Annotated in this window: 25 protein-coding genes; 6 read left to right on the top strand and 19 right to left on the bottom strand. The window is 43.3% G+C overall.

The annotated features are described in order from the left end of the window. The 4 genes from VM802_RS31550 to VM802_RS31535 all read left to right on the top strand — a co-directional run. Positions 1-1145, top strand: a 1145-nt coding sequence (locus VM802_RS31550; protein ID WP_325538427.1) for a gluzincin family metallopeptidase, incomplete at its 5' end; no start/stop codon positions are given. A gap of 27 nt (positions 1146-1172) precedes the next feature. After that, complete coding sequence (locus tag VM802_RS31545; protein WP_325538425.1) at positions 1173-2546, top strand: hypothetical protein; 1374 nt, start codon at positions 1173-1175, stop codon at positions 2544-2546. 5 nt (positions 2547-2551) lie between these two features. Then, positions 2552-3382: a hypothetical protein gene (locus tag VM802_RS31540; protein ID WP_325538423.1), complete on the top strand. Its 831-nt coding sequence runs from the start codon at positions 2552-2554 to the stop codon at positions 3380-3382. Between the two features lie 914 nt (positions 3383-4296). Then, positions 4297-4914 (top strand): hypothetical protein, encoded by a 618-nt coding sequence (locus tag VM802_RS31535; RefSeq protein ID WP_325538421.1) that lies wholly within the window; start codon positions 4297-4299, stop codon positions 4912-4914. A gap of 44 nt (positions 4915-4958) precedes the next feature. Here VM802_RS31535 and VM802_RS31530 read toward each other — a convergent pair whose 3' ends face one another. Together VM802_RS31530 and VM802_RS31525 are read right to left on the bottom strand one after the other, a co-directional pair. After that, positions 4959-5837 (bottom strand): helix-turn-helix domain-containing protein, encoded by an 879-nt coding sequence (locus VM802_RS31530; protein WP_325538419.1) that lies wholly within the window; start codon positions 5835-5837, stop codon positions 4959-4961. Between the two features lie 165 nt (positions 5838-6002). Beyond that, positions 6003-6539 (bottom strand): carboxymuconolactone decarboxylase family protein, encoded by a 537-nt coding sequence (locus VM802_RS31525; protein WP_325538417.1) that lies wholly within the window; start codon positions 6537-6539, stop codon positions 6003-6005. A gap of 309 nt (positions 6540-6848) precedes the next feature. Between VM802_RS31525 and VM802_RS31520 the strand changes: the two genes are divergently transcribed. Further along, the gene (locus tag VM802_RS31520; RefSeq protein WP_325538415.1) at positions 6849-7496 is read left to right on the top strand and encodes a class I SAM-dependent methyltransferase; all 648 of its coding nucleotides are present in this window, start codon (positions 6849-6851) and stop codon (positions 7494-7496) included. A gap of 17 nt (positions 7497-7513) precedes the next feature. On the opposite strand, the gene VM802_RS31515 is transcribed toward VM802_RS31520, so the two are convergent. The 4 genes from VM802_RS31515 to VM802_RS31500 form a co-directional block, all read right to left on the bottom strand. After that, positions 7514-7681 carry a class I lanthipeptide gene (locus tag VM802_RS31515; protein WP_325538413.1) on the bottom strand — a complete coding sequence of 56 codons (168 nt, stop codon included), beginning with the start codon at positions 7679-7681 and terminating at the stop codon, positions 7514-7516. Between the two features lie 118 nt (positions 7682-7799). After that, on the bottom strand, positions 7800-8231 hold the full coding sequence (locus VM802_RS31510; protein ID WP_325538411.1) for a hypothetical protein: 432 nt from the start codon (positions 8229-8231) through the stop codon (positions 7800-7802). Positions 8232-8747: 516 nt separating this feature from the next. Beyond that, entirely contained in the window at positions 8748-9155 is a 408-nt protein-coding gene (locus VM802_RS31505; protein WP_325538409.1) for a hypothetical protein, read from the bottom strand. A gap of 8 nt (positions 9156-9163) precedes the next feature. Continuing rightward, entirely contained in the window at positions 9164-9403 is a 240-nt protein-coding gene (locus VM802_RS31500) for a hypothetical protein (RefSeq protein ID WP_325538407.1), read from the bottom strand. A 401-nt stretch (positions 9404-9804) separates the two neighbouring features. On the opposite strand from VM802_RS31500, the gene VM802_RS31495 reads away from it, so the two are divergent. Next, a complete protein-coding gene (locus VM802_RS31495; RefSeq protein WP_325538405.1) occupies positions 9805-10764 on the top strand; it encodes an amidohydrolase family protein in 960 nt (319 codons plus the stop codon). Between the two features lie 75 nt (positions 10765-10839). Here VM802_RS31495 and ltrA read toward each other — a convergent pair whose 3' ends face one another. From ltrA to gwsG, 13 genes are all read right to left on the bottom strand, one after another. Then, the gene (gene ltrA, locus VM802_RS31490; protein WP_325538403.1) at positions 10840-12234 is read right to left on the bottom strand and encodes a group II intron reverse transcriptase/maturase; all 1395 of its coding nucleotides are present in this window, start codon (positions 12232-12234) and stop codon (positions 10840-10842) included. A 558-nt stretch (positions 12235-12792) separates the two neighbouring features. Continuing rightward, complete coding sequence (locus VM802_RS31485; RefSeq protein ID WP_325538401.1) at positions 12793-13989, bottom strand: M57 family metalloprotease; 1197 nt, start codon at positions 13987-13989, stop codon at positions 12793-12795. Positions 13990-14472: 483 nt separating this feature from the next. Beyond that, positions 14473-15345, bottom strand: coding sequence for a beta-1,6-N-acetylglucosaminyltransferase (locus VM802_RS31480; protein WP_325538399.1), 873 nt, complete (start codon positions 15343-15345; stop codon positions 14473-14475). 14 nt (positions 15346-15359) lie between these two features. Beyond that, complete coding sequence (locus VM802_RS31475) at positions 15360-15980, bottom strand: FkbM family methyltransferase (protein WP_325538397.1); 621 nt, start codon at positions 15978-15980, stop codon at positions 15360-15362. Further along, positions 15967-17265 (bottom strand): hypothetical protein, encoded by a 1299-nt coding sequence (locus tag VM802_RS31470; RefSeq protein ID WP_325538395.1) that lies wholly within the window; start codon positions 17263-17265, stop codon positions 15967-15969. The genes VM802_RS31475 and VM802_RS31470 overlap by 14 nt, the downstream gene beginning before the upstream one ends. A gap of 4 nt (positions 17266-17269) precedes the next feature. Next, a complete protein-coding gene (locus VM802_RS31465) occupies positions 17270-17968 on the bottom strand; it encodes a glycosyltransferase family 2 protein (protein WP_325538393.1) in 699 nt (232 codons plus the stop codon). A 37-nt stretch (positions 17969-18005) separates the two neighbouring features. Continuing rightward, entirely contained in the window at positions 18006-19046 is a 1041-nt protein-coding gene (locus VM802_RS31460) for a glycoside hydrolase family protein (protein WP_325538391.1), read from the bottom strand. Positions 19047-19063: 17 nt separating this feature from the next. After that, positions 19064-20806: a galactosyltransferase-related protein gene (locus tag VM802_RS31455; protein ID WP_325538389.1), complete on the bottom strand. Its 1743-nt coding sequence runs from the start codon at positions 20804-20806 to the stop codon at positions 19064-19066. Between the two features lie 17 nt (positions 20807-20823). Further along, positions 20824-23289, bottom strand: a complete 2466-nt coding sequence (locus tag VM802_RS31450; protein ID WP_325538387.1) for a TonB-dependent receptor domain-containing protein — start codon at positions 23287-23289, stop codon at positions 20824-20826. A 184-nt stretch (positions 23290-23473) separates the two neighbouring features. Beyond that, the gene (locus VM802_RS31445) at positions 23474-23671 is read right to left on the bottom strand and encodes a TIGR04149 family rSAM-modified RiPP (RefSeq protein ID WP_325538386.1); all 198 of its coding nucleotides are present in this window, start codon (positions 23669-23671) and stop codon (positions 23474-23476) included. 118 nt (positions 23672-23789) lie between these two features. Further along, positions 23790-24848, bottom strand: coding sequence for a grasp-with-spasm system SPASM domain peptide maturase (gene gwsS / locus VM802_RS31440; RefSeq protein WP_325538384.1), 1059 nt, complete (start codon positions 24846-24848; stop codon positions 23790-23792). Beyond that, entirely contained in the window at positions 24845-25057 is a 213-nt protein-coding gene (locus VM802_RS31435) for a hypothetical protein (protein WP_325538382.1), read from the bottom strand. The genes gwsS and VM802_RS31435 overlap by 4 nt, the downstream gene beginning before the upstream one ends. 2 nt (positions 25058-25059) lie before the next feature. After that, entirely contained in the window at positions 25060-26040 is a 981-nt protein-coding gene (gene gwsG / locus VM802_RS31430; RefSeq protein ID WP_325538380.1) for a grasp-with-spasm system ATP-grasp peptide maturase, read from the bottom strand. Positions 26041-26280: the final 240 nt, after the last annotated feature.

Genomic DNA, 26280 nt, shown 5'->3' with positions numbered 1-26280 from the left:
AAGAATTTTCCTGGCAGAAGGATATAGGCGCTGTGTTGCCTGTGAACCTGGAAGCGGGTGAAAATTTCAATGCTTATTATTCACGACGCGACGGGCTTAATTTCTACTATGGTAGTGCCGGTCATCAGACGGTGTATGCGGGTGAGAGTGCGGATATTGTTTGTCATGAGCTGGGGCATGCTATCCTGGACATTATCAGGCCAGCACTGTTTGATACGGCTTATTTGGAGGCTGCTGCATTCCATGAGTCGTTCGGTGATATGAGTTCTATATTGAGTGGCTTGCAGGTGCAGAGTTTAAGACAAAGTGTATTGCAGGAAACGTCGGGCATTCTGTATTCTTCTTCCCAGTTGTCAAAACTGGCGGAGCAGATGGGATGGGCGATCCGGCAGATATATCCTGATGCGGTAGAGAAGGATTGTCTTCGGAATGCGGTGAATAAATTCTTCTATCAGAAAACTGATCTGTTACCTGGATCGGGGCCGGCTTCCGTGCTGAGTAAGGAGGCGCATTCTCTTTCAAGGGTATTTACGGCGGCATTTTTTGAAGGGCTGGCTGCTATGTTCAGACTGGGGGATGGTTCTGAGGCGCACTTGCAGGCGGTGAGTGTGGCGATGGGTAAGGTGCTGATTGGTGGGATCAGGATTGCGGATGTGGTACCTGCTTTTTTTAGTCAGGTAGCTGCAGGTATGGTGGCGGTGGCTAAGCAGGAATTTGACGGGAGTGGATATGATCAGCGTTTGCGTGGGGCTTTTGTGAAGCATGGTATTCTGGATGCGGCAGTGCCGATGCAGCCTTTTCTGAAGCATGTGAGTCAGCTAATTGCTTTTAATATAATGCCTGCACATGAGCTGTCTACTTTGAGATTGTCTGTAGGTGAGTTTGAGTTGGGGGTGGATACCATTCTTGTACATGCAAATAGCGGGGACAATTTTTTTGCAATGGCGTTTAATGGGGAGGTACCGAAGGCACCTGCTCTTGCGGCGAAGGAGTTTTTGAAACAGATAGTGAGTACGGGGAAGTTAAAGCCGATCTCTGAACAGAGGAATATGTTTCCTGTGAAGGAGACTTATACACATGAATTGAGAAAGGAAGGGGAGGACTATATTCTGAAGCGTATCCGTATTGATTGTTTTGGTCATTGATTATTTCATCTATTAATCCCAATTGTTATGTTACATTATATTTTACTACTGTTTGTTTTAATAAGTACGCATGTGTATGCGCAGAAGACGGTTCCGGTTAATATAGATTTTGGTGCAAAAACGATTGTTTTACCTACAGGAAGTATTAAGAAAGGGGATGCTATTCAGCTGAGTATTAAAAATTATAATGCAAATCTTTATAAAGTATCTATTGGTGAAGTGGACACCGCTGCGGTGGCTCCTCCTAATAATGGGACCTTGTTACCCGGCTTGCAGGATGGGAATCTGGCTAAACTGGTGGCGAACCTGAGTAGTGCTGTAGTGGCTCCTGCGCCAGTGGCTGCGTTGGGGGGAAAGGGTATTTTTGGTGTTTTACCGAACAAACCGCCAAAGGATGTGGAAGATGCACAGCAACTTGAGATCGATACTATCCTTGATATACAACACGAACTATATAGTTTGAAGCAGAGAGCTGGGTGGATATTATATAAATATCGGGAACAGTTTTTGGTTCAAATGGACCCTGTGGTCAATTGCGACTTGTCCTTTGATGCTACTGTCAAAGAAATAGAGCATAATATGGATACTATCAGGTCTGCATTACTGTTCCTCCGGTATAGACTGGAAGACAGGACAATCCACTATGCCCGTTTTATTTCAAAGAATGCAGAAAAATTAACAAAAGATGAGGGGCTGAAAAATAATGATACCCTCATTCGAAAGTATTATGCAGATATCAGCGCTTCCGTTATTGCGGCTCAGCAAAATGTTGACCTGGACCATCAGGCCGCATTTGTAAGTAACCTCAGATTATTGCAACTTAATTCCAGCGGGTGCTATTTATCCCTGCCTATGTACCTACTGGATGATGTCAAGAAAGTGACTATATCCATTACCCCGAGGTATGATTCTCTCAAACTCAGTTCTTATAAAACTACTTTTATGTTACCATGGGTGCAGCATAAGGTGTGGGGAATAAGTGCGGGGATCTATACCTCCACTTTATACAACGACGTCTATAGCGCACAAGGCCAATCAGACACTACCTTTTCAATTGTGCAGGAAAAGCACTCCGGTAAAATGGAGTTTGGAATCAATGCGCTGGCGTATACCGGATGGAATGTGACAGGAGATAAGTCCTGCAGTTATCTGGGTGTGGCATTCGGTATAGGGATGTCTGTTTCGGAAAAACCTAAGCCAAGAGTGCTGTTGGGCATGTCATTTATCACAGGTGAGAAAAACAGGTTAATGATTTCTGCAGGTCTGATCGCAGGGTTTGTAAACAGATTGTCTTCAGCATATGACAAGAATACGATCTATAGCGGAACATCTGGCACATTTGTAAAAGATGGAATTAAACCGGGCCCGTTTTTGTCTATTAATTACAGTTTCTTAAACTAATAGTTATGAAATACTTTTTATTAGCGATGTTGTTGTTTTTCGGTTCTGATGTCTTTGCACAGGACGCTGTTACAAAAGCATCCACACTGTATGATCATACTTCTGCTCATATGGCGGCATGTATATGGGGGGGATTTTTATTGGTCGGCGGGGTAGGATTGTTATTGTTTTTTATCACGCCTCTTTGCAGGGATCTTAGTTATGATCCTGAAACCAATCTGCCAAGACCATTGAGGCAACGGAGTTTTAGTTATGCAAAGACACAGTTGTTCTGGTGGACGGTGATTATTTTATCCTGTTTCCTGGGGGTGTATATATATACAAATGTGTTGGTCAGTATTACCGACCAGATGGTCATTCTGCTGGGTGGCGGGTTAATGGTAGGGTTGTCTGGTACTATGATCGATAGGTCGCAGATGCAGGCGAATAATCAGGATATTCCTTCGAGGCATCAGGATATTACACCTTCGCAGGGGTTTCTGCCGGATATTCTTTCGGATGAGGGAGGGGTGAGTATTCATCGGTTTCAGGCGGTGGTGATTAACCTGATCTTTGGGGTTGCATTCGTGGTGGGGTTTGTGGCGAATGTGAAGCGTAAAGCTTACCCGTTTATAGCATTTGATCCGGACCAGATGGCGTTATTAGGGGTGAGTGCTGCTGCTTACCTTGGGTATAAGACGAATGAGAATGGGAAGGAGACGAAGACGGATCGACTGGTGACTGCGATGCAGGAGGTGAATGGGAAGAATGCGGCAGGGAAGATGGCGGCACCACCGAAACAGACGGTCATGTTTCAGGCAGTGGAGACGCAGTTGAGGAGTAAGGGGTTGGTATAGTAGGGAAATAAAGGATGGTTGTATCAGCTGGAAATTAAGGTATAAGTTGTGAAGTTTCAAGAGATTCGCTACATTTTTCATGTTTTTAGTTACAGAGTATTTCTTCTTTGGAATAGATGCCTTTTTTGATTAAGCCTAATGTAGATTCTCCTGACGAAAAAGGTATCTGTTTCAAAGAAGATTGTCGGCCGCGGGCAATCCATGTCAATATCTTTCATCTATCTGTCCACATTTGTTTATGAATGTAAAGCAAAGGCAAATAAAAGCAAGAGAAAGCTGGATCAAGTGTTTTCAAGTCCTTGGATCTGTTAGTAAAGCTGCGCTTAAATGCGGCATACCTAGGTTATCCCGATGGCTCAAACGATTTGAAGATAGCGGCATAGAAGCATTAAAGGGACTATCTCAACGTCCTAAGAACCTGGCTAAGCAAAAAATAAATAGCGAGATTGTAACTCCTCGCCGCTAAAAGGTACCACATGACAGAAATTTATGGTTCGTTTATTCAGGTATTACTTGACATCACATGCGGGTGGAATAAAGGAGGCGCTTCATGCCTCGATGGTTATTCTTTCCCGGAAACTTAAGCTATTTTCCATATGCCTAATATCAGTTCGGAATACTTATACAAGGATGCATACTCATTTTCACCTACATTGAAAAGAAAGCAGGTATTCGTTCACTGGCGACAATAATAATAAATATAGGCGTAACCGTTAGCTTAACTTATTGTTATTTTTCAAAAAAAGCAAGTGCCGCAGCATACTACACCTGCTTCTTAATTTTATCTTTTAATTAAATGCGAAAATGCTTATCATGTCCGCTGGTTATGAATGACGTGTAATAGACGAAATACCTATATTTGCCACTTGTGAATTATCACATTTGTGACCGCATTCTGTAAAAAATAACCCAAGATGAAAGATACGCTTCTCGCAAAAGCCCTTTTCTGTAGCACCCTTCTTATGCTGGCTGCCTGTTCAAAAGACAAGAACATCAACAATGAAAGAACAGCCCCCCCTGTGACGGACAATAAGAAGTCTGAATATGTTTATGATAACAAGACAATTATCGACTTCAAAGTCTACCGTGGCACTGTAGGTGGCGGAAAAGATGTTACCCCAACAATAACGCCCGAAGAGCTGTGGAATACCACCAAACTGGAATATGGAAAATATGAAAGACTAGCCGTTTCCAAAGATTCTATTTCGGAGTTACCTTACAAGTATGAAGAATGTAACTACCTGTATAAGACCAGTAACGACTCTCTGTATGCCTGGAAGAATGCCAACCTCTGGATGTGGTATGGAGCAAAAAAGAATGACAATATCGAATATATCATAAGCTTCTACGCCTTTGCAAGGAGTCGTCAGGGATACTCACTGACAATGAATAGCTATGAAAGAGGGATAATAAACGGTAAAGAGTTTTTCAACGACAACCCTTACCGCTTCAAGGATATACAAAGCATGACGGACGCAAATGACCTCGTGGCATGGCTTACTATTAAGTATACGTTTAAAAAGAAAATGTAATAAGGAAAGCGCCTATCGCGGAACTTCGCATAGCCTGCTCCGCTTCAGAAGGAATTTCCTCTCCCAAAACCCACCGTTTGCCGGTATATCTGAGGGGACACGTCTACCTGTTTCTTAAAAAAGCGGCTGAAATAATATTCATCATCAAAGCCTAACGTAAACGCTATCTCTTTAACGGATCTATCCGTCAGGTATAGTTCTCGTTTTGCTTCTATGATAATACGCTCAGCAATCAGGTCAGAGATTGTTTTATTGAAATGCTTTTTTGCAGCTTTACCCAGAGATTTGGACGTTACATGCAACATCTCTGCATAATCACCCGCTGTATGCTTAATCCTGAAGTTATCTTCTATTAATTCTTTCAAGGTCTGCAACATACGTGGCTCCCGGTGGTCGCTTTGTAGCGATATATCATACTGCGCCGCTTTCACCCTTGAGGCAGTAATGAGATAGATTTTCAGGTAAGAAACCAGGGAATCATGCTGCGCCAGACCTTTGGTCAGCATTTCAGCCCTCATTTGTGAAAGCAGCGTTTCCAGTACTAAAGCTGTTTGCTCATCAATCATAATAAATGGTGGCTGGTAGATGTTGTTGAACAAAACCCCATTACAGGCCACCTCCTTATGATGTTGATGAATACAAAAAAAGTCAGAATGAAAATTGATGACCACCCCGCTCAATTCCTTTTCAGGAAAAAAAATAAAGGGCTGATACGGGGCAAAGGCAAACAATGCCCCCGATGTAAAGTTATAATCCTGAAAATCCGCCTTCACAGATCCTTCACCCCGCTTTATCCATATGAGGGAGTAATAGTTTAAACGCTGCAAAATATTGTATGGATTCTCGTTATCCATAGTAAAAATCCTCAGGTCCAGATTGTGCGTTTCCGGATGAATAATAGTAAGAGAGTTCTCCGTTGTCATTTTTCTGTTTATACCTTCTTTGGTTTCTTATTTACGCATATCATCGACACAGGCACAGTTTTTACATACCATATTTATTGTATCGGCCAAAGATAATCTCATTTAAGAGACTATCTCCGGCCGATGCAATATTGTTACCTCTTTTGCCTTATATAAGCCGCAGCATTATAAGGCAGGCGCAGCAGGGAAGTCAACAGGAACCTCGGTGAGGTTATGGAGATAATTCATTACCACTTTATCGGCAATGGTTATAACAACATCTACCAGACTCCCTTTCGTATAACCTGCCTTGAAAAACTGGTTGAGCACAGCATCATCAATGCGTCCCCTATTTTCCGAAACGGCTTTAGTAAGTTTCACCAGCGCACCCAGCTTCTGATCAAAAGCTACGTCTCCTTTTCTTATCTCAATGGTCTGTGCTTCGGTGAGACCGTTCATCTTCCCCAGCATGGTATGGGCTGCGAGGCAGTATTCGCAATTGTTTACCTGACTGACTACCAGATTTATTACTTCTTTCTCCTTTTTGGAAAGAGAAGTTTTTCCGCTCTGCAAAGTAAGGTAATTCCCCAAAGCCGTATCGCTGTATGCAATTGTTGCATATAAATTGGGGACCATACCCAATGCGCCTTTCAGCTGGTCTAAAATCACCTGATTATCGGCAGATACCTCTTCCCTGGTTGGAACATTAAATTGTGTTTTCATTTTTCTTGTTTCTGTTTTTTGTCAATTTCGACAACACAAAGCTCCATTAATTGGAAAGAGGAAGGAATAGAAGATAGGCGCTTTATAATGGACAATTTGCCCCTTAAGCCAATGACCCGCGGAAAAACAGGAGTTCTGCGAACCACTATTTCTCTCTTACTGGTCTGACAATCCCTCCTTCCAATAAATTACCGGCAGATACTTTTCACTATTTCACTTTTAAGCCATACTTTCAAACCAGAGAAAACGAGATGGGCTCGCCGGACTTAAGAAAACCAATGCTTTTACACAGAAAAAATCAAACCCAAAATGAATTCACACGAGAAAATACTAAGCTGTTACAACCAGGTAGCCGAAGACTATGCGGCCGACCGCTGGGATGAACTCTCCAGGAAGCATTTTGACCGCCTGTTGTTAAAAGAATTCGCATCTGCTAATAAAGACAAAGGACTATGTGCCGACTTTGGCTGTGGCCCCGGACAAACAACAAGGTTTCTGTACGACCATGGCTTAACGGATATCGTCGGCACCGATCTGTCGCCGGCAATGGTCAGCATGGCCCAAAAACTTTCTCCTCAGATTAAATTTGAGACCCAGGATCTGCTGAATATCTCCTACCCGGCAGAACATCTGGGAAGTGCTGTGGCATTCTACGCAATAGTACACTTTACTACAGATCAGATCAGGACATGCTTCGGAGAAGTAAACAGGGTATTGAAACCCAGAGGAAGCTTCCTGTTTTCCTTCCACGTAGGAGAAGAAACCGTTCATTTCGACAAAGCACACGACAAAGAAATAGATATCGACTTATTCTTCTTTAAGACAGATGATATAATTGCATTACTCAATGAAACAGGCTTCGATATAATTGACGCCATAGAAAGACGCCCACATGAAAATATGGAATACCAAAGCAGGCGAGGCTATATCTGGGCGGAGAAAAAAGCAGCTGAATGATCCAGCTGCTTAAAATCTCAATCGGAATTTTTACACTGCGGCTTGCAGGTCAGGCAACTAAGGAGTACACAAATAGATGGCCAGGAGCCACCTTCACCTTTAATTTGATTGGCAGCCCCAGGGCTCAGGGCATGAACTATTTTTTTGGTCAGAGATAATTTTGAACTCAATGCTTTCTTTTTCATAAAAATGGATTTAAACAGCAAGTTACCCACGAAAACAAACCAAGACAATCCATGGAAACCGGTATAAAGTGATAATCCATTTTTGAACCTGAGATCTGATGGTCAAAATAGATTACTCCTATTTTGTAGTGTACTTATGTTTGATCGCCTCCTGTAATTCAAAATACTTTAACTCAAACGCTTTGGCACTTTTGATGGCGGCATTCTTCTCAATTGAGCCCAGCTCTACACCATAAATCAGAAAACAGGATACCATAATAGCCGATAAAAGAACAGACAGCTTCCCTTCTTCATCTTTAAAAGAATCCTTGGCAAAAAGAAAGGTTATAAAGCCGCCGTAAAATGTAAGCAAAGCTGGTATTGTTACATGTACAACCGGAGATTGGCTTAACCCTACCAACAACCCAATAGATAAGCCCAGAAAGGCGAAGCATACCATAACCAGTACTGTTGAAATGCTGAAAAAGTAAAAAGTAAATTTGCTTTTCTTCACTTTACTAATAATCAACCTCGACAGATTAATAACTATAACTGCCGCTAACATAAACATAGCCAGGTTAAAGACCGTATTAAAAAAATAAAATACTGTCTTGGATGTACTTGCCGACATAAGCAAAAATTAATGAACTGCAATAGTGTCCAGGTCAGGGAGTACTTGAGGTATCTGAGTACTCTTTATCGCCTTCAGTGTATCTGAGACAATCGGATGATTACCCGTGATCGTATCCGCCTTAACGGTGCTTGAATCAACCTCTATTGCCGGCTGACCAGCAGAATTATCCAAAAGCTCTGAATCTGAATCGGTCTTCACATTTTTATTTGAATCAGCACTAAAAGTGCAACTTGTGGTCAATAAGCCACATATGAGCAGTGTTAAGGTAATAAGTCGCATAAAACAAAGGGGCTATTAGTACAACAATTGTTGCTAACAAGATACCGAATATTTCAGATTCCCTTAATTTTTAGCTATTATTAAATCAACAACAACACACAAACAGCCAGGAAAACAATTCCCTGGCTGCTTCAATTTTGCACTGCGATGGATCATATTAACTGCAGGATGCTGCTACGCCTGTAGCAGCACATCTTTTTCCGTCACCTCCGTTATCACAAACACACAGATCTTACAGGCTGCATTGCCTTGCTGATGAAACCATCTGCAATCTTTCCGGATAGGGCAACGCGGTAGCTCTTCCTTAGCAGGAACACTATCCAGGTATGTAACCAGCTTCTCAATCACCCCGCATGTTTTACCGGTCCATTGAGAGCAGGCACCCTCAACGCATTTGTTGGTGAATCTGAAGGTCTGTTCCGCAGAAGCCGTTCCAGCCGCTGCTTTCTGAACAAATGTTTCATCAACCGGTAAAGTCTGAGGGAGAATCACAACGGTACCATCATCCTGCCTTATACCCAACAACTCAGCACCTGTTTTACACCTGGCCGAAGGGCATAAGAATCTCTCCTGATCTTTCATAAAAGCAGTTATTCAAACTTGACAGAATCTTTTATAACTACTTTATCGAAATCCCTTATTACAAAACCCCAGATAGGAGGATGAGGCCATTTGTTAATAGGGATAAATACACTGCGGGTAGTAGTGCCATTAGCCAATATGGCCAGTTCGCCGGTAACTGCTTTCTGAATAGCGCTGTTAATCTTCTGGCGCTGTTCGTCGGTTAGTTTCAGATCTCCAAGATCTACAACAAATTTATTCTCTTTCATGACAAATTGGTTAGTGCACCTTACGTGTTGTGGTGCGGGGAAATAATCTGGTTATAACTGAGAGTTTGAAGCGGGAACAAGTCCCATGCAATGATCAGCATGCAGTAATTCATTCATCCGGGGTGTAACTAAATCCATCCTGTTTTCACGAGACAGTATTCCGAAAAATTGTTACGTAGCCATATAAGTGCTTTTGGGGGTGATAAAATATTCATTGGGGTATTGAGTCTTACTGGCTTTGCTAACAAAATTAAGGTAATCCATTGAGATTCCGGTTAATATTTTTGATTACCACTATGCCTGGTCCCGTCAAAAGCTCATACAGATCGCACTGTTTTCTTAATCTGTCTTTATTTTTCCATTCTTATACCGTCAATACCTTTGATATAAAATTACATGATATGGAATCCTCACCTAACAACAGAAAACGAGCCGATATTCATACGCACATCTGGACAACAGACTACCTCGACATCCTGGAGAAATTCGGAAAGCAGGGAACTGAAGACTACAGAAATATCGGAGCAGGATTAACAGACAAAGACCTGGAATCCCGGTTTGCATTAATGGAAAAAGCAGGCGTTGACATACAGATTCTATCCGCAGCCCCCCTTCCTCCTCATTTCGAAAATAAGCAGCAGGCAGTACAAGCCGCACGCTTCATCAATGATCAATACACCGCAATAGCCGGCAGGTGGCCCGATAAATTTGCAGCCTTTGCCTCCCTGCCACTACCTCATATAGACGAATCACTGATAGAATTAGACCGCGTAATGAGCCTGCCCGGCATAAAAGGCATTTGCTTCACCACTTCTATCCTCGGTAAAGCACCCGTAGACCCCGTGTTCACACCTCTATTTGAGGAACTGAACAGACGCGGCGCAGTCCTGTTCTTTCACCCGGAAGGCAGCAGCCTCTACTCGCCACTTATACAAGACTATCATCTTACCTGGATGATCGGAGCGATAGCAGAAGATTCCGTCTGTGCCGTACAGTTGATCACCGGTGGCTTTCCTGTAAGATACCCGAATATCAGGATCATCAACTCTCATCTTGGAGGCGCCCTTCCCATGATCACACGCCGCCTCGATATGCACTACTGGGAAAGGCCCGACACACCCGATAAACCCAGTGTCATTGCCGGGAAAATGTGGTACGACAGCGTTGCCCACGGACATACACCAGCACTACGTGCCGCCGTCGACACATTCGGAGCAGACCGTATTCTACTGGGTACCGACTTTCCCTACGAAAACGGAGATGAATACGGCCTGGGCATCAGCTATATCGCAGACAGCCTTAGCACCTGTGAAAGCGCACAGATCCTGGATACAAATGCTGCTCAACTCTTACAGCTATAATTAAAGTAGGGGGCAAAGATTACTCTTTGCCGCCCTCTCACACCACCGTATGTACTTGCGTGTACGGCGGTTTCCTTAGAGCAATTTGCGATGTAAGGCTTTGTAGTTATGGCTTAGACTGTAAAAGCCTTGCTGGATAAACCATTCATTAGTCATACCGTGAGTGACTGAAGGGCTGTTGGACAAGCGCCACCAGCCCTTTCCGCTTTTAGCCGTGATCCAGCATTGGTATTCGGGTATCCCTAATTTTCTTAAAAATCGGAAGATACCTATTACACGTTTGCATTGTTTAAGCCGGTAACACTTTAACTTATGGCGTAGCCAACTATCAATGCGCTCCATGTAACGCTGCATTTTCGCATATCGGAAGTAGATTAGCCAACCCCTGCAATACACTTGAAGGTCCGAGAGTACTCGCTCAAAGCTCACTCCACGGTTACGGCGCGTCAATTGCCTGATCTTGCCTTTTAACCGTTCAAGACTGGGACGGCTTATCCCTAATACGGTTCCCCCCTTTTGACGTACTATACTGTGACCCAGAAAGTTAAGTTCGTGACTCTTGCATACACGGCTCTTTTCTCTGTTTACCCGCAGTTTCAGTACCTCTTCTATGTAGCTGGTCAGCTTCTCTTTTAGTTGCGTAGCCGCACGCCGACTGCTGACAAAGATTTTTACATCGTCCGCGTAGCGTACATAGCTCTGACCTCGTCTTTCCAGCTCTTTATCTAATTCGTCCAGTACGATATTCGATAGCAGGGGGCTTAACGGGCTACCTTGTGGCGTCCCTTTTTCCCGTTGCTGCATCAATCCTTCTGATAAAAGACCGCATTTCAGATAGCGATGGATCAGTTTTAATATCCTACTGTCTCCTATGCGCGTTCCCAATAACCACATCAAGCGATGGTGATTGACTTCATCGAAGAATTTTTCCAGATCAAGGTCTACTACATGCTGCTTTCCCAACGAGACATATTGCAACGCCTGCAATAGTGCTCCATGAGCACTACGGTTGGGGCGGAAGCCGTGACTGCTTGCTGAAAAACTTCGCTCATACTGTGGAGACATTACTTGATGAAGAGCCTGTTGAATCAGGCGATCTATTACTGTAGGAATCCCCAACTGCCGATATCCTCCATGGGGTTTGCGTATACGCACTCCCCGCACACCCGACGGATGGTAAGTTCCATTCAGTAGTTGGCTCCGCAATTGTTCGTAATGGCTACCTAGCCATGCTCTCAATTCCTCCACTTCCATCCCGTCGATGCCACTGATACCCCCATTTTCCAGTACCCTTTTGTAAGCCTTTTCCATATTTAATGGATCGATCACTCGATTCATTAAATCCATCGTTGAGGTCCTTTCTTCTTTGCATGCAGAAAGCCATTCAGGGCTTACCATACCACTTTTATCACGATGTACGACCGTGGCTCCAGAGGTATGGCTGACTACACATTCTCCAAATAGGTTCATCTGCTAATCATTTCTCTGCCCTGTAGAGTATCTTTATTATACCCGCAGGATTTTACTACTTCAAAAAAAAAAAAAAAAGCCTCGCTCTAAAGATTCTGCCCTTCCCTCCACTATCTTTCGGTAGTTTCTAAGGTACTATGGCATCTGCTGACTTCTGCTCCTGGCTCCGTGCCTTGACACTCGCGCGTATCCCAGCCCCGGCTCGCTATTCGCAGATCTCCCACGGTAAGCTCATAGTTCTGTCCTGTTAAACCGTATGATTTACTATTACTGAATACGTCCAACTATAGGGCTTTGCAGTCTAATGCCCGCTTACCCTCAGTACTAGCCTTATATCATATTTCTGTTCGTCGGTTCAACAGTTTGTCCGCCACTTCCTTCAGATTCCACCTCGCGGTGGACACCCTTGCTTTGGACTGACGATTCCCGTTGGATGGCTCGTTCAAGACTTACACCTTAAAGAACTATGGCATGCATGGCGCACATAAAACAGCGGGCGCCTGGTAGTAGGCGCCCGCTGTTTCCCCAGGCTACTGTATCATCTTCAAAGGATAAATACTATTGAATAGCCGGCCCAGTGGGGTATGTGTTGAGGACAGCATCGCTGACTATCTGAACCGCTTCCCATCTGAAATGATACTTATCAAATGTCTGCGGACTGTTAATCCATCGTTTTACCCTGGGCACAATAGTGCCACTTATATTGTCTGCTTCCGCGAGATAAATTTCAGGAGCCCCGCTTTTCAACAATTTAACATTGCTGGTAATGGTAATGCCCCTGGGAACTGATGCCAATGCCGCGGTGCTGAAATGTAGCATCATACCCTCATTGAAATTGAACAGCGTGACGAGGACACCATAATCATTTATCCACCTCAGCTTGCCATCCATATAGATGAACACTTCGCCGGTATCATCATTTCTTACAAATTGCCCTTCATTAAGGTTAGTAGGATCTCCATAAAGGGTTCTCAAGGAAATAACGTCATTGGCATTGAAAGGGCGACTGCCTCCGTCACTACACGCCAGCATCCAGCTGTTCGGGTCTGAGCCTGTTGGCGTACCGGGGATATTAATAGCACCAACACCGGCATCGCCTTCATTACCACCTACGCCACAACTAATTGAGCGATTAAAATAGTCAGTATGCCGGAAACCAATGGTATGGCCTATCTCATGGGCAATAATGGTGGCGAGCCATCCCTGGTTAGGGTTGGCCCCTATAACGTTGGAATTAAGCAATATCGGGCTGGGAGGATTACCTGCGCTGTTAGGGAATCCTGCAGAACGCCCCAATACGCCAGGCCCAAGATCGGCATACTGAATATCCACTTCACCGTTATTCGCCACACGTTGGAATCTCAGGCGAAGGTTTAACGCGTTGTAACGGGCAATGGCCTCGTCTGCCGCAGCAGTGTAAGAAACCGGCAGGTTAGTCACTGATATACTGATCACTCTTGGTAATCCGGTGATCAGGTTGTTTGTACGATACTGTTCCGATTTAGCAATAAGAACCGCAGGAGAATGGGAAATCTTACCGATACTTTCTGCCGGCAGAAAAATATCGCCTTCCACTACATACCCCCCTTTTACTTTCATAATATTTTTTGTACTGAAGCCCTGTGATTTGATTTTGGATACTATATCTGAAGAAATTTCTTCCCGCTTATCCTCTTTCATTTCTTTGGTACAGGAAAAGAGGAAAAGACTGCAAACAATAATTTGCAGAATCCGGGTAATGCGGAATGTTTTCATAAAAATAGTTTAATGTGATTGATCAGATTCTCGCCTTAGGTATAGATTGTACAGTGCCTGGGTTACTGTTGTAAGATACACTATCCGGCTACACTTCTGACCGGGAATAAAAACAAGGTTTCTGCTGACTGATTACACTCCGTAATGATTATTGTCACTCAGGCACATTTGTCGTATACTAAACATTATGAAAGCAAGAAGCATTCATCCCATTCCGGGTTCACATCCGTGACACCGGCCAGCAGCGTCGACCCTTTGGCAAAGGACGCCGGATGGTAAATGTCCGTATTTTCAAGTGCATCAAAGATGGCGTTCAATCTGTCTTAATAAAAAACTGATGGGAACAAGAGACTGTAAACCCGCCAAACTATCCTCCCGGTTACCTGTTGGCACATTCACTTTACAAAACGGGTTACTGCCCCCGCTAACAGTAATATAGAAAAAAATATAAGTCTTGGAATAGCTGTGCTTATGAAGGTATGTTCAATCTCTTTGCGGTAAGAGATCTTCAATGATGTCAATCAGGGAGTTACTGGTTGCTTTGCTGAATTTCCTCGCAAAAAGGCACCCGGAGGCCAACAAGGTTGACAGGTCTGATTCATCCAGTACTCGCGGAAAACCTGGCCCGGTACACCAGTCTATATACCGGAGATTATTATTCACTACTTTTTCTCTAAACGGGGAATTCAATACAATAGACTGTATCATCAACTCTTCGGGGAGCTTCGTATACCTGAAGAATGTTAATACGCTGGTATTTTCATTCAAAAACTGAAAAAGATATTCTACACATGGCAGACTGATCGCAAACCAGTTGCTACCTCCATAGGGCTTTAATGCAGCCGGAAATGATCTGCATACATTTTCTGTTTGCTGTGCTTTCACAAAAGCGGTAGCCATCGAAAAGCCCATTTCTTCAATAGGCCAAAAATATTCATAGCGGTCCTTGCCTCCGTTTTCAGCCCAGTTCACATAATCCGGCAACGGGAAATGCTCTATAAATTCCCTGCCGCGATTATTATGCATATATCGGAGAATATACTCGCTGCTGCAAAGTGGAAAATCCTGTCCGCTCAGCAGAAAAAAATAATCATACGTATCGTTTCCCATTGCTGCTTCAAGAAGGTTGAGTGTTGCAGCAGTAATGCCATAACCTCCCCAGGCTACATCAACCCGGTCTTCCAGGATGTAGGTATTATCACTAAGGGGGATATTTTCGAATATAGCATCTATCGGCGTTTCACACTTCTTATCTACATGAATATACAGGTCAATCTGAGAGTGCTGTACCGCTTTCAGCAATCTTCGGAAGTGTTCAAATTCATGATGAACAATAATAAGATAAGCAATTTTCATAGATTTCATCGGGCCTAAAGCAGGTTGTTTTTTATATATATTTCATCGTTCCCCATGATATTGATCAACGAGTATCCACGAAACTTCATATAATTAAACAGGTAACTACACTTGTTGTATTCGTGTGGATTATTAATGCAGAGCAAACTGACATCAACATGATCGAAGTTCAGCGTATCAAGCACCATCAACTCACTACCACAAACATTCACCGAGCACAGGTCTATGCTCCGGATATTTTTTGCATGTAATATATCTGCCAATGTGGTACAGCTGACGGTCACGGTCTGCCTCGTTACATAGCTACCGAGATCTGCGGGAAATAACTGCTCATCATAGTTATCCGTCAGACCGCTGTTGATACCTACATTCCAGAAGATAGCCGATTCATTGCCGGTATTGGAAATACATGCTTCCACATTATCGCTGGACCTGTTCTTACACAGCAACTCGTAGTTTGCTTTACCTGCCTCAATACAAATGCCGTTCCAATTCCGGTTCTTCTCGAATAAACAGGTATTGTTCCATGTAACGCCATCATATGCACCTACATCGAGAAAGAAACCGTTCTCCTGCCCGTCAAATATATTTTCGTCCAGATAGTGGTCCTGCTTAAATTTACTATATCCCTTCATGATCACTGTTTTTATACCCGACTGATTCACTTCCGGGGAAATGATTAAGCCAAAATTTCTCTGTCAGATGTCTGTATACCCGGAGCATTTTCCGGGTATGTTCATCCTGCTCACCGGCAGTACTATAGAAGATCCAGGGGTCTGTTATCAGGCGACAGTCTGCAATGCCGGAGATAGTGCTTTCATTATAACTGACAGCCCCGGCTGCATGAAGACTGTCATTCTGCTGATACTGCAACCGGCTTATCTCTGTTTTTTCCCTGGCAGATACCAGATTAGCGGTAACATGCAAGTTACTTTCGTTTTCCTGACCATTACGCGTTAAGTTGACCATATGTGACACATACCACGGATAATAAGCAGTACGCTCATCCCATAGCATATAATAATCACTTTCATACAGCGGCACCAGGAGATCAGTAACGGTATATGCTTTCCCGGTACTAAACACAATCACATTTTCAACAAAATTGCAGAGGACTTCAGTGGTGCGCTGGTCGGAAATTTCCGCATAAATAATCAGTTTTCTGTTAGGATAATCCTGCGCAAGAAAGGTGGACACAGCTATCTGCAGCACAGAAGGATTCATCAATACGCAACATATATGGGGAAGACCGCGTGAAATCTCCCGGTGATATTCCATTCTTTTGTTACGCTCATCAAATACATCTCCTATGAATTGACTTCCGGGCCTTTGTATTTCATCATTTACTTTCACGCCGGCAAGCCTGCTGCAGGTATCGTATTCAAATGTACAATGTTCCACACGAGGGTAGATAACAGATGCCAGAAAATCCTGGTCGCAGCCTTTATAATCAAAACGGTCCCACTCTTCAAGAGTAGTTTCCATATCATGCAGGAGGCCGTTCCTGCATCCCCACATCCCGGCAAGTACCGGCACATTATGAAAAGGATGATCTCTCAACACATGGAAATCTTTATCTGAAGCCAACCACTTTTCTATGATCTGTACTTCACGACTGGTAATCCGTGAATCGCAGTCACGAACAATAAGTATGGAAACATCCTTATCAGCTGCTGCCAAGAACCGCCAGAAGGCGCCGGCAAATTCTCCCTTCCTGTACTTTTCATCGCCGACAGGCACAATCTCTACAGAACTGTATGACTGCAACAGTCCCCAGGCAGGGTGAGTGCATGAGCTATCAATATAAAAGCGGCAGATCCAGTCCGGTAACAGATCAAGCGCAAGCTGAACATTAGCCAGTGCGCCATACCAATACATATCATCATTGCCCCACAGGCTGAAAGAAATTACCTTCTTCATCTGATTACAATTGATTGTCCTGCAATACATCAGCAATCCCAAATTCAGTCCTTGCCCTTCCGCATTCTTCCAACCCTTTGTTATAAAGGGTTTCACTTATTCCTCCTCCCTGGTAATTAGCCAGCCTCGCATTAATAAACTTAAAAGAAGCTCCATTTACGGTCGCTCGCAGCAACCATTCATAATCCATCGATATTTTATATCCTGTGTCAAAGAGGCCGTACCTGACATAAGCCTTCCTCGTTACAAAAACCGAAGGATGAGGTGTATACATATTTTTAGGTAGCAGGAAATGTGCTGCTGAAGCAGGCAATAGGGCTGTCACGCTGCCTTCGTTCATATATGCCGTCTGGCCATAATACACATCATGACGTGGAGCTTTCAGGTAGTTGAGCACAACATTCTTCACCGCATCCGGCTCATACCAGTCGCCGCTGTTGATGATCCCGATCAGCTCACCTTTCGCCCGGCATATTCCTTTATTAAATGCACTACTGATACCATCGTCAGGCTCAGATATAAAATAATCAAGCTGCTGTGAGTAACGTTCTATTATTTCCTGCGTACCATCCGTGCTGTTGCCATCTATAATGATATATTCAATATCGGGATATTGCTGGCGCAATACACCTTTAATGGTCGTTTCAATATACCTGGCAGCATTAAGGGATATGGTGACAATACTAACCTTTGGTAGCTTCATATATACAGGTTTGTTTCATTAAAGCGGAAACCGGGGATCAGGCCAGCAACAAAGATCCAGCCCAGGAAGACATTTCAGGATGAATACATCCGAGCACTGACATGGTTATCTTAACAACGCCTTCTTTTAAAGATAAATCGTATATATCTGTATCCATTCCAGTGCATAACGCAGCCAGCTGTTCGGCATATTTCTCTTCACCGGTATTACCGGATAACTGACCCAGTATTACGAATATATCGGAGCTGGCCGGAAGCACTTTTTTTTGTTGGGCGAAAATATCAAAATGGTGAATACCGGCTGCCCGCCAGTGATGACAGGGATACTTTAATCCTGCAAAATAAAAAGCATAGGCCAGCCTGCACAACGGGTCATGTATTACAGAAGGATAATCTTCCCCGGAAAATCTTTCCAGTATTCCCCTACCACACTTTACAGCTTTATATAAAGCTGTTTCGACAACTACCATATTGAGCTTATGACGAAGCAGCAGCGATAGGAAGAAAATGCTGTCACCAATATTTTCTATGCCGGTTGCCGGCAGTTCATCCTTGTCAAAACCCGCTATCAGCTCATCCAGCTTTTCATTTATTTCATCTGTCAGTAACACCAGGCATTCCTGCAGGCAGATAGTTTTATATCTGTGCGTACCGTAGTTAACACTCTCATATCTTTTCAGGAAGTACTGCGCTTTACCGAGCGTGCCATTCGAGAACGATACTTCATCATCCTTTCCGAACATAACAACTTTGTACATCGTATCATCAATATCTTCCAGGAGCTCATCGGTGTTTACCTGAAGGAATTTATGCCGGGCCATCCATTCAATACTCCAGCCGATACCAGACAGGCCATCTGCATATCCCATACCCGTTACATCAGCGACATGGTCACCAATAGCTTCCGTGAGCATACCAGATTTGTGTTTCCATTCCGGCTCATTAGTGTAATGATAAAGTGCATTACATAATACGGCTCTTCCGGCCAGACCTCTCCACAATCCGCAGTCGGTCCCTTCCAGGATATCCCTGGAACTGAGTTGCTCAATAGATCTTTTGAGAATTGAATTAAGTTGCATACTTGACGAGCATTAAGTTAACTGCGATTAAAGTGATCTGCTATATATCTTTCCATTTCTTCCCTGTTCATATGGCATATACCCAGGTATTCTTCCATCAATTCCATACGGCTCTCCGTATCCGGGTATCCTGAATTTAGCCCGCGTTGATGGTCCAAGTGAAACAAAGGACCTGATATTCTTGAAATTTTATACCCTAGTATCTCCATCCGCTTTCGCCGTTCGACGTCTTCAGGCCCCCAGCCATAGATATTTTCATTATCCATTCCAGCAGCTATAAAGGCGGCCTTATTCAACAGTACGGCCCCTCCGAAAGATCTCTGTGTACTGGTAAAGAATTTATTAATATTCTGTGTCAGCACATCGGGGTCAAGTATCTTACAAAAAATCTGTTTAAAAAGCTTGTCAATATTCAGGAACACTCCATCATATGGAGAAACGAAATCCCCGCTGCCATTCCTTATCTGTTCTACGGCAAGCTGTATCTGCATTACAGGAAAGACTACATCCGTGTCATAAATAGAAATGATCGGCGTTTCTGCAGAAGCAACCATGATATTATTATAATGAGTACGTTTCAAAACAGGATGGTCGTCTTTATAAAACACATATCGACAACCGGCTGGAAATGTTATATCTGCGAGTTGTTGTATTGTATCTGCTTCCAGGATGATCATTCTTGTATGGAAATATTTATCCAGGTAGTTAATGATGGAGAGGAGATTTTCCTTACGGTCGGGGCTGTCGATCCTGACGGGGATAAGGAACGTTACATCATCCAGGTTAATCTTATCCGCAGCTTTGCTGCATTTCAGATCATTCATCATATGGATAATAATATTGCTGCAACTATTGCTGTCTATATGCCGGAAATCGTCATAGTAAGGGGGATAATGAATATACTTTGTTTTACAGAACAGGGTGGAGTTATCAGTATCAGTTACACCGGCATAATGAAGTATGTAATGCTGTTCCCACCTGTCGATGCTGTCATAAGGCCAGCAAAAATCAAGCAGCGGGTGAATTTTAACGTCCACATTCCTTGCGATACCATTATACAATATAGCCCACATGTCGGCGCACCATGCCTGAATACCCTGATACTGCGACATTGGATTGCCAGTTTCCAGGTAATAAGCCTCGCTCTGAGAAGCATTATATTCATTAAGCAACCGATAAATGCTTTCACTGTCCCGTTCCACCTTTCCCCAGAAGTCCGCGCTCGTATTTTTCAGTATGTACTGCGCTCCTCCTGCCTGTTTATCCTGCGCTATAACCCGTCCAGGATCTACACCTGCAATCCGGCACATACCCTCAAAAATCGCTCTTCCTGCCTTACTGATAACATACGCAGAGTCTAGATAATTACGTGTATCAGAGAGATACCATGTATCATCCTGCAACAGCGTACCGAGTGGTATCTTCTCCCTGAACAGCACATCAGAATCCAGGTAGAACAACGGAACAGAGGACAGCCCCTCTACGGCGAGAAAATGCTGGCGTATAATATGCGGACGTATAGATGGTATATATGTCTTATCCTTCCTGTTATCGGGATAGGTAAAGAACGTTGCGCAGTCATTTATAGCAACAAAGTCCTCAAACTCTCTACTAATGCCCTTTTCAGGATTATATCCTATCAGCACATGAATATTCTCTCTGGGAATTTCCAGTTTATTGAAATTATGCAATTGCAACTCCAGCTGCCAAAGAAAATAATAATCGTCAGGCTGGGCAGACAGGTATATCAACTGGTCCATAATTGAAATTTGACAGGCTATGTTCTGATACGTTTTACTTCAGATTCAATCCCATTGCTTTTCCCGGCTCCTGATTTCACTTTATTATTGCCGAAGTTGTAGTTAAAATAGAGAATCAGTTTCCTGCTTTGCTGGAAGTTATCATACCTCGTATCTATGCCGCCGAACAGCTGATAAGAAGATACGCGGTAAAGGTTGAAAATATCATTCACTGTCAGTTTAGCGCTGAACTTATTATTCCACCAGTTCTTACCGATGCCGGCGCTGATCATATAAACCGGTTTCAACACAAATGCCCCTGAGCGTTGCGACGACTGATAAAATCCGTTTAATTCACCTTTTATATCGACAGGCAGTAAAAACACATGATTGCTGTTGATGTAAAACGTTGCAGTTCCTTCGTGCAAAGGGTCATTGTTCAGATGGCCCATGTATTGATTATAGTAGATATTCACAGAATTATTACAGTTCCACCACTTGAAAAACGTTACCGGAGCATTCAGGCTTAGTGTCAGGTTATCCAGGCTGTTGAGGTTATCGGGAAGCTGATAGGTCTTCCGGGAAGAATCAATCTGCCTGATTGTATTGGTAATGGCATCCCTGGTATGACTATACGCCAGAGAAACAAAATAAGTGCCTTTGAAAATATAAGACAGCTCAATGTTGTTGCTGAACTGTGGTTTCAGATATGCATTTCCGGTTCTGTAATTATATTGATCGATAATATAAATGAATGGATTCTGACTCTGGTAATCAGGTCTGTCTATTCTCCGGCTATAAGATACGGACAGGCTATGCGATTCATTCAATGTTCTCTGGATTACCGCACTGGGAAAAAGAGAGAAATAATTTCTTTTGACAATAGTACCGGCAGTCACCTGGTTGGCTCGGGAAGAAGTTTGTTCCCCTCTGAGCCCCAGCTGAATGCCCCAGCCATGCCCCAGCTCCTTACTAAAATTGAAATACCCAGCACTGATGAGTTCTCTATAAATGAAATGATTACTCATACTGGTATCATATTTCCACTCGCCGGCACTTAACCAGTCATAATGGAGATCATTATCGTTGTTTACGTCGCTTACTTTAATACCCGCTTCCAATCTGGCCCTGCCCTTCAGATTCAGGGAATAATCGAGCTTTATTGACCGGATGTCTATACTTATCGGTTGCATCCCCCTTCGCTGTTCTCCCAGGCGGGAAATGTTCCCCACGGCATCATAAAAGTTTGTACCGAACAGCTGATCTCCGGGGAAATTATATTTAGAATAGTCAAAATTGGCAGTGAGCGTTCCATCAAGGGTATCAGTAAGCAACCGGTAGTTCAGGTCCAGCGTGAAGGACCGGAAACCTGAGTTTCCGGTATTAGTAGAATAGGAAGAGGAATCCTTCTTCCCGGATGGGTTATAGAAAGCGACCGGGCCATTCAGTCCCAACGTTTTGTACTGGTTATCCACAACATTAACCATTATCCCTACATTGTTCCTTTTGTTAAAATCGTAATCCAGCCCCCCCCTGAAACTCTGTGTATAGCTCTTGTATTTTCCATCCAGAACAGCTGTCTGTATAGCGGCAAGCGTTTTCCCGCCATTATCATAAAATCTTTTGTTGGTATTAAATTCATTCCAGCTATTGCCGATGCTCGTGCTATAACCGGAATAAAAGCTCACTTTGTTTTTACGGTAGCTGATACGGCCTCCCCCTTCCTGTTGCGCATATTTCGCCTGGGTATATCCCAGACTTACACTCCCTTTCCAACCATCGGATTCATTTTTACGCAATTTTATATTGAGGATGCCGCCGCTGCCGGCCGCATCATATTTTGAGGATGGATTGGTGATGATTTCAAGTTGAGATACTGTTTCTGATCTCATACTCTTCAGCAGTTCTTTTAATTGCTGTTGTGACAGGTAAGTCAGTTTATCATTTATCATAACAGTAACGCCGCTTTTCCCTTTAAGGCTGATACTTCCGTTGTCGTCTACCATAATACCCGGAGATTTCTGCAATATCTCCCACACGCTGTTTCCGGCGTTCAGCACACTGTTTTCTACATTGACGATGAGCTTACCAAATTTTTGTTCAATCAATGGCTTTCTGGCAGTTATCTGCACCTGTCTGAGATGCACTGCTTCTTTGCTCATTATTATTGTAAGTTGTGCAGGAGAAGCTCCGGATACCGTAAATGGTCCATACTTTTCATTCCCGTAACCGGAGCAGGTAGCATAGATAAAATATTCTCCGCTGGGAATGTTATCAAACCTGAAAACACCTTGTTGGTCAGCAATAGCTGCTTTAATCAGGCGAAGGGTATCTTTTCCGAACAATCCCAGGCTTGCAAATGGGACAGGGTGTTTATCCCGGGTGGCTGCAATACCTGTAATACTGCTTTCAGCAACGGATTGTTGTGCCGATAGCCGGGTTGTTGCCTGCATTATTACACCAAGTAAAACGGGTATTATAGCTACGATCTGGGTTTTCTTCATATTTTTTTCATTGACCTGTTGCTTCTTTCCGGTATAGGCGTCGGTGCGGCGCCTCACTGAATGGGAGTGCCATATACCACTAGTTACATAATGATATATGACACTCTTTAATATTCTGAATATAAGAAATATTCAACAGACTTTTTAACTGGCGCTGAAATTCCCTACATCAGTCAGGCATTAATTAGGCATCGTTTTCAACATCGCTATCAGAGCTGGCATCAACATCTTTACCATTGCTAACAGATGCAGAGGTGCTACCGCCGGAGCTTGCGCTGGCAGCAGCCTGAGTTGTTGCAGCAACAAAGCCGCCTAAAACTTTACTCAGTTCCCTTTCAGAAAGAGGAGTAATATCCAGTTTTTTCAGTGATAATTTTTTCATATTGAATACTGTTTTAAAAGTTTTCCCTACTCTTTTGAGGCTTTTCGGGTTCGGCCTTGTTATACGTACAACTAGCTTAATCTTTCAGTATCTGAAAAGAAAAATGTCAGTAGAATGGTCACCTTAACCAGTTACCTGTGTAAGGATCATATCCGCATTTTGCAGGCTTCGCATAGAGATCTCCATCCTTTACAGTATAGGCCCTGCAGTCCGTGCATATCCCCCTGTACTCACAATCCCGGCAACCTTCTATAAGGTTCTTGTTGATATCCCATACTTTCCTGAAGTCATCCTGCATGGCTACAGCCCGCAGTGACGCTGTCCTGATATTGCCATAACTCCTGGTCATGGAAGGACAGTTTCTGATCTCACCTTGTTCATCCACTGATATCTTTCTGTTAAGACAGCCATTGTAAAGAGTATTCTCCATAAAGGTGGAAAGGGAGGGTATATGAAAAGATTTGACATTGATAACTCCGCAGGATTGGCAGGAGCCGATCTTCTGCCGGAGATATAGTATAGTGCCTAATTGCAGGTCGGGCAATCCGTCCGAAACCTCATTCTTCAGCTGCCTGTCAAAAGGGGCGCCGTGGATAGTAAGCGAAACAAGCGGATACCGGCTGATCACCGCCCTTAATTCATCCTCACTGATACCTGCTGTGTATGCCATCATCAACTGAATACACCTGAATGTCTTTTTCTCCGTATATGCCAGTATATCCATTATCTCATCCAGGCTGAGCGCCCTGTAACACCTGATCTGGATAAAATTACAGAACAACGTCTCCAGTTCATTAAACAGCATTTCAAAGTCGTGCCATTCGTCCCTCAGGTCTATGATCGCATTGGTAATGACAGCCGGATAATCCCACTCCACGGGCATATCAGGAAACAGGGAGCGGTCATGCACAATAGTGCCCAATTCATTAGTAATAAGGTATTCAGCAAACTGCTCAAACTCAGCAAGATCGTCTTTACTTTCCAGCATTGCAATCACTTCGCCTATGGTATGCTCCCGCAGGGCCTGCAGCAATGCATAATAACTGTTGTCCACAAAGTACATCTGCTTCCGGCTTACATCAGTGATAAGCGTTCTGGTATATCCCTTTACTGCAAAGCAATCGGCATACATGTAAAGATATTTGTTCTCCAGTTCCTTACTGGTTATTGTTATCATACATCTTCGTTTATGTCAGAGAAGTCGATTATTCTTGAAATGAGTTTATCCGGTTGCATGTGTGTAACATAGTTGCAGATCTTTTCACTGAACTCCGGTATGTAATATTCATCCAGGTTAACTATGCTATTATAGTATACATAGTTATAAAATATCGGGAGGTTCCTGAGATGGTATTCGCTGATCTTCAGGTGTGTTGTTTCGATCATATTCAGAGAAGTTGAGCTATTTTCTTTTCCAGGTAATAATTACAAGGCTGCGAAGTCATACCAAACTGCCCGACAGGATTCACCTCCAGGAAAATATATTCCTCCCTTTCATCCACAATAAGATCAATAGAGCCCGTATTCAGTGAAAGAGCTTGCATAAGATTCCTGAGCCTATCTTCAATCACATCCGGGAGCTTATAGGGAACAGTTCTGTTAGGCCGCTTCTGGTTATACTTTCTGAAATCCGTAACTGTCGTGTTATCATTTTGCGAAAAAATGGCCATTGCGTATAAAGTATCTTTCAGGAAAAATACCCTTAGCTCATATTTCTTTCTGATCTCCAGTTGTATAAGAGAGGGAAAGAATGTTTCTGGGAATGAATCAATATCCTCAATGCCGATACGCTCTGTATATGAGTAATATGCATTCTGTAATGTAAACCTGTATACGCCGTCACTCATGGCTTTGGTAATACAACTGACGCCAGTAGCAGTAAGCACTTCATTAAGTGCAGCTTTGCTGGTCACCATATAGCTGCGGGGAATCTGAAGACCAAGTTCTTGCGCCATCAACATCACTTCCAGTTTATTCAATGAGTGACTTTTAGGAGTTCCCAGTGCAGGCTTCCCTTTCGACACGTAGGAATAAATAAAATCGACAAGTGTATTCATTTCCTTTTGCACATGTTCTCTGTGAAGCCCCGGAGCATCATGGAATATTTCTTCGTTATTCTTATCAGGTAAACGAATGATGCTTTTAACAGAAAGTCCTTTCCGCCTGAACCATACAGCCGTAGCTTCACACAGGTTTATCTCCCTTCCGAACTGGTTGATCATGAGCTTATTATTGGAAATATCCATGTAATGCAGCCGGGTTCTCTCATCATCCGCATTTAAGCGGACAAAGTCCTTCCCCATAACGCGTAACCATTCCGTTACCGCACCGGTATTACCGTCATCCTGACGGCTGAATATCAAAATCATATGAAAACTTTACAAATTTCCAGGGCCTTCGTGCTCACTGTTAAAACACCACACTCTAAAGGATTTTCTTCAATGGAATTTTAAATAAAACAAACGGAATTATTCTTTTGAGCGACAGTTCATCTGATAGTACTTATACGGTGTAAACTACATCATTGGCTCAGGGCTTCAGATTTCGGTTTCTTTTCAACTGTTCACCAGATTTTAATATAACTTATCAAGCTATGAAATCTGTATTTT

The organism is Chitinophaga sp. (assembly GCF_035538455.1).
Taxonomy (GTDB): domain Bacteria; phylum Bacteroidota; class Bacteroidia; order Chitinophagales; family Chitinophagaceae; genus Chitinophaga.
The sequence above is the reverse complement of the archived record's forward strand: the minus strand, read 5'-3'. Positions and strand labels throughout refer to the sequence as shown.

Coding starts and splice junctions, on each gene's coding strand:
- VM802_RS31545 (WP_325538425.1), top strand. CDS start 1,173: ATGTTACATTATATTTTACTACTGTTTGTTTTAATAAGTACGCATGTG.
- VM802_RS31540 (WP_325538423.1), top strand. CDS start 2,552: ATGAAATACTTTTTATTAGCGATGTTGTTGTTTTTCGGTTCTGATGTC.
- VM802_RS31535 (WP_325538421.1), top strand. CDS start 4,297: ATGAAAGATACGCTTCTCGCAAAAGCCCTTTTCTGTAGCACCCTTCTT.
- VM802_RS31530 (WP_325538419.1), bottom strand. CDS start 5,837: ATGACAACGGAGAACTCTCTTACTATTATTCATCCGGAAACGCACAAT.
- VM802_RS31525 (WP_325538417.1), bottom strand. CDS start 6,539: ATGAAAACACAATTTAATGTTCCAACCAGGGAAGAGGTATCTGCCGAT.
- VM802_RS31520 (WP_325538415.1), top strand. CDS start 6,849: ATGAATTCACACGAGAAAATACTAAGCTGTTACAACCAGGTAGCCGAA.
- VM802_RS31515 (WP_325538413.1), bottom strand. CDS start 7,681: ATGAAAAAGAAAGCATTGAGTTCAAAATTATCTCTGACCAAAAAAATA.
- VM802_RS31510 (WP_325538411.1), bottom strand. CDS start 8,231: ATGTTTATGTTAGCGGCAGTTATAGTTATTAATCTGTCGAGGTTGATT.
- VM802_RS31505 (WP_325538409.1), bottom strand. CDS start 9,155: ATGAAAGATCAGGAGAGATTCTTATGCCCTTCGGCCAGGTGTAAAACA.
- VM802_RS31500 (WP_325538407.1), bottom strand. CDS start 9,403: ATGAAAGAGAATAAATTTGTTGTAGATCTTGGAGATCTGAAACTAACC.
- VM802_RS31495 (WP_325538405.1), top strand. CDS start 9,805: ATGGAATCCTCACCTAACAACAGAAAACGAGCCGATATTCATACGCAC.
- ltrA (WP_325538403.1), bottom strand. CDS start 12,234: ATGAACCTATTTGGAGAATGTGTAGTCAGCCATACCTCTGGAGCCACG.
- VM802_RS31485 (WP_325538401.1), bottom strand. CDS start 13,989: ATGAAAACATTCCGCATTACCCGGATTCTGCAAATTATTGTTTGCAGT.
- VM802_RS31480 (WP_325538399.1), bottom strand. CDS start 15,345: ATGAAAATTGCTTATCTTATTATTGTTCATCATGAATTTGAACACTTC.
- VM802_RS31475 (WP_325538397.1), bottom strand. CDS start 15,980: ATGAAGGGATATAGTAAATTTAAGCAGGACCACTATCTGGACGAAAAT.
- VM802_RS31470 (WP_325538395.1), bottom strand. CDS start 17,265: ATGAAGAAGGTAATTTCTTTCAGCCTGTGGGGCAATGATGATATGTAT.
- VM802_RS31465 (WP_325538393.1), bottom strand. CDS start 17,968: ATGAAGCTACCAAAGGTTAGTATTGTCACCATATCCCTTAATGCTGCC.
- VM802_RS31460 (WP_325538391.1), bottom strand. CDS start 19,046: ATGCAACTTAATTCAATTCTCAAAAGATCTATTGAGCAACTCAGTTCC.
- VM802_RS31455 (WP_325538389.1), bottom strand. CDS start 20,806: ATGGACCAGTTGATATACCTGTCTGCCCAGCCTGACGATTATTATTTT.
- VM802_RS31450 (WP_325538387.1), bottom strand. CDS start 23,289: ATGAAGAAAACCCAGATCGTAGCTATAATACCCGTTTTACTTGGTGTA.
- VM802_RS31445 (WP_325538386.1), bottom strand. CDS start 23,671: ATGAAAAAATTATCACTGAAAAAACTGGATATTACTCCTCTTTCTGAA.
- gwsS (WP_325538384.1), bottom strand. CDS start 24,848: ATGATAACAATAACCAGTAAGGAACTGGAGAACAAATATCTTTACATG.
- VM802_RS31435 (WP_325538382.1), bottom strand. CDS start 25,057: ATGATCGAAACAACACACCTGAAGATCAGCGAATACCATCTCAGGAAC.
- gwsG (WP_325538380.1), bottom strand. CDS start 26,040: ATGATTTTGATATTCAGCCGTCAGGATGACGGTAATACCGGTGCGGTA.